Annotated in this window: 5 protein-coding genes; 4 read left to right on the forward strand and 1 reads right to left on the reverse strand. The window is 74.1% G+C overall.

The window, feature by feature from the left end; genetic code table 11:
- A partial coding sequence (locus ACTUAL_RS19565; RefSeq protein ID WP_440901264.1) for an enoyl-CoA hydratase-related protein occupies positions 1 to 632 on the forward strand: 632 nt, incomplete at its 5' end.
- 32 nt (positions 633 to 664) lie between these two features.
- Here ACTUAL_RS19565 and ACTUAL_RS19570 read toward each other — a convergent pair.
- The gene (locus ACTUAL_RS19570; RefSeq protein WP_096491885.1) at positions 665 to 1633 is read right to left on the reverse strand and encodes a zinc-binding dehydrogenase; all 969 of its coding nucleotides are present in this window, start codon (positions 1631 to 1633) and stop codon (positions 665 to 667) included.
- 66 nt (positions 1634 to 1699) lie between these two features.
- Between ACTUAL_RS19570 and ACTUAL_RS19575 the strand changes: the two genes are divergently transcribed.
- Genes ACTUAL_RS19575 through ACTUAL_RS19585 form a run of 3 tightly spaced genes read left to right on the forward strand, consistent with a single transcriptional unit; the run spans position 1700 to position 2733 of the window.
- Complete coding sequence (locus ACTUAL_RS19575; RefSeq protein WP_015800068.1) at positions 1700 to 1948, forward strand: hypothetical protein; 249 nt, start codon at positions 1700 to 1702, stop codon at positions 1946 to 1948.
- Between the two features lie 9 nt (positions 1949 to 1957).
- Positions 1958 to 2398, forward strand: coding sequence for a ribonuclease domain-containing protein (locus ACTUAL_RS19580; protein ID WP_096491886.1), 441 nt, complete (start codon positions 1958 to 1960; stop codon positions 2396 to 2398).
- Positions 2395 to 2733 (forward strand): barstar family protein, encoded by a 339-nt coding sequence (locus ACTUAL_RS19585; protein WP_096491887.1) that lies wholly within the window; start codon positions 2395 to 2397, stop codon positions 2731 to 2733. Before ACTUAL_RS19580 ends, ACTUAL_RS19585 begins: the two co-directional genes overlap by 4 nt.
- Positions 2734 to 2764 lie beyond the last annotated feature (31 nt).

Below are 2764 nucleotides of genomic sequence, written 5' to 3' on the forward strand. Positions count from 1 at the left end.
CCGACGACGCCGTGCGGGTCGTCGTCCTCACCCACACCGGGCCGGTGGTCTGCTCGGGCATGGACCTCAAGGAGGCGCGCGGGGCGTCCACCGAGGACCAGGGCGTGAACGAGTTCCCCGAGATCCTCAAGACCCTCTGGGCCAGCCCCAAGCCGGTCGTCGCGCGGCTCGCCGGACCGGCGCGCGCGGGCGGGGTCGGGCTGGTCGCCGCCTGCGACGTCGCGGTCGCCGTCGACTCGGCCACGTTCGCGTTCAGCGAGGTGCGCATCGGCGTCGTGCCCGCGATCATCTCCGTCACCGTGCTGCCCCGGCTGTCCAGCCGCGCGGCGCACGAGCTGTTCCTCACCGGCGAGGTGTTCGACGCCGGGCGGGCCGCCCGGATCGGGCTGGTCAACTCGGTCGTCGCCGAAGGCGGGCTGGACGCCGAGGTCGCGCGGTTCACCGACATGCTCGTCCTCGGCGCGCCCGGCGCCCTCGCCGCCACCAAGGCGATGCTCCAGCGCGGGACCGACGTGGACGCGGCGTTCGCGGACATGCTGCGGCTCTCCGCCGCGCACTTCGGCGGCCCGGAGGGGCAGGAGGGCATCGCGGCCCGGCTGGAGAAGCGCAAGCCGGACTGGGTGCCGGAGTAGGCCCGGCCGCCCCCGGCGACCGGGCCCGCCGGTCAGCCCAGGGTGAAGACGGTCTTGCCCGCCGTCTCGCCGTCCAGCATCGCGCGGAAGCCCGCCTCGGCGTCGGCCATCGGCAGGCGGGAGCCGATGTGCGGGCGCAGGCCGTTGCGCTCGCAGAACGCCAGCAGGTCCACCAGCTCGTCCCGCGTGCCCATGGTCGAGCCGACCACCCGCAGCTGGAGGAAGAACAGCCGCTGCAGCTCCACCGCCGACGGGTCGCCGGTGGTCGCGCCGGACACCACGACCACGCCACCGGGCTTGAGCGACTTCATCGAGTGCGACCAGGTCGCCCTGCCGACCGTCTCGAACACCGCGTCCACCCGTTCGGGCAAGCGCGCGCCGCTCTCGAAGGTCGCGTGCGCGCCCAGCGACTCGGCCAGCGCGCGCTTGGCCTCGGTCCGCCCGGTGACCCACACCCGGTACCCGGCGGCGCGCCCCAGCTGCACCAGCGCCGTCGACACCCCGCCGGAGGCGCCCTGCACGAGCATCGTCTGCCCCGGCCGCAGCCCGGACTTCACGAACAGCATCCGGTACGCGGTCAGCCACGCCGTGCCCATGCAGGCGGCCTCGGCGAAGTCCAGTCCGGACGGCTTCGGGATCGCGTTGCGCCGGGGCACCACGACCCAGTCGGCGAACGCGCCCTGGTGCTTCTCGGTCAGCAGCGAGCGGCCGGGGTCCAGGGTCTCGTCGCCGACGTGGTCCGGGCTGCCGATCAGCGAGTGCAGCACCACCTCGGCGCCGTCCTCCAGCACGCCCGCGCCGTCGCAGCCCAGGATCATCGGGAACCGGTCCGCCTTGATCCCGACCCCGCGCAGGGTCCACAGGTCGTGCATGTTCAGGGTGGCCGCGCGCACGGCCACCCGCACCCACCCGTCGGGCGCCTCGGGTTCCGGTCGTTCCCCCACCCGCAGCGCGGCGAGGGGCTGGTCGGGGCTGGGCTCGGCTGCGTAGACGGAGAACATGCCAGCGAACCTACTCAGGCGATCACCCCTCCGGGGGACGGGTCACGCGCTACCCTCGACGGCGATATGGAATCGATCGCGCGCTGGTGGGACGGGGTGGAGCTGTGGCTCGCCCAGCTGCCGTTCTTCCTCCAGTTCCCCCTCGTGATGGCCGTCCTGCTCCCCGCCGCGCTGGGTGTGGCGAGGTTCATCGACCGGGTGGTCGACGAGGCCTCGGCGCGGCTCAGCGGCGACCCGGAGGCCGAGCCCCCGGTGGGCGCGCTGCCCACCGACGTGCGGGAACCCCGCCTCCGCGAGGGCAGGACGCGTTCGTAGGCTGGACGGGTGACTCCCGGTAGGCGCCTCACCGTCGCGCTCGTCGGCCTGATCGCCCTGGTGGTGGTCGGCTACTTCGCGAAGGACCGCGGCAACGACTCGACCCCCGCACCCCCGTCCTCCAGCGCGGGCTCCACGTCGGTGCCCGGCGCGTCGGCGTCCGGCTTCAGCGTGCAGCCGCTGTCGGAGCTGCCCGCGCAGGCCGCCGAGACCTGGAAGCTGATCACCAGCGACGGCCCGTTCCCGTACCCGCGCAACGACGGCGTGGTGTTCCGCAACCGCGAGAAGCTGCTGCCGCAGCACAAGGGCGAGTACTACCGCGAGTACACGGTGCCCACTCCGGGTAGTCGTGACCGGGGGGCGCGCAGGCTGGTGACCGGTCAGGAGGACGAGGTGTACTACACCGCTGACCACTACGAGTCGTTCGTCGTCGTGGACGTGGCCAGGTGACGGCGCGCGCGGTCCGCGAGGCGCAGGAGCGCGGCGCGCACCCGCACGTGCTCGCGGGCGCCGAGATCACCGGCAAGCGCGCGGCGCTGGACGCGATCGCGGCGGCGCTGTCCTTCCCGGACTGGTTCGGGCGCAACCTGGACGCGCTGTACGACTGCCTGGTGGACCTGTCGTGGCTGCCGGAGGGCGAGCACGTGCTGATCTGGCCGCAGCGCGAGGTCTTCGACCGCAAGGACCCGGTGGGCTCGGCGGCGGTGGACTCGGTCCTGCGGGACGCGGCGGAGCAGGGGGCCGAGGGACGCGTGCTGACCGTGGTGTACCCGGCGCCGCTGTAGCGGGACGGGGGGGGGCGCCCCGGCGGGGCGG

It is taken from the genome of Actinosynnema sp., assembly GCF_052038725.1.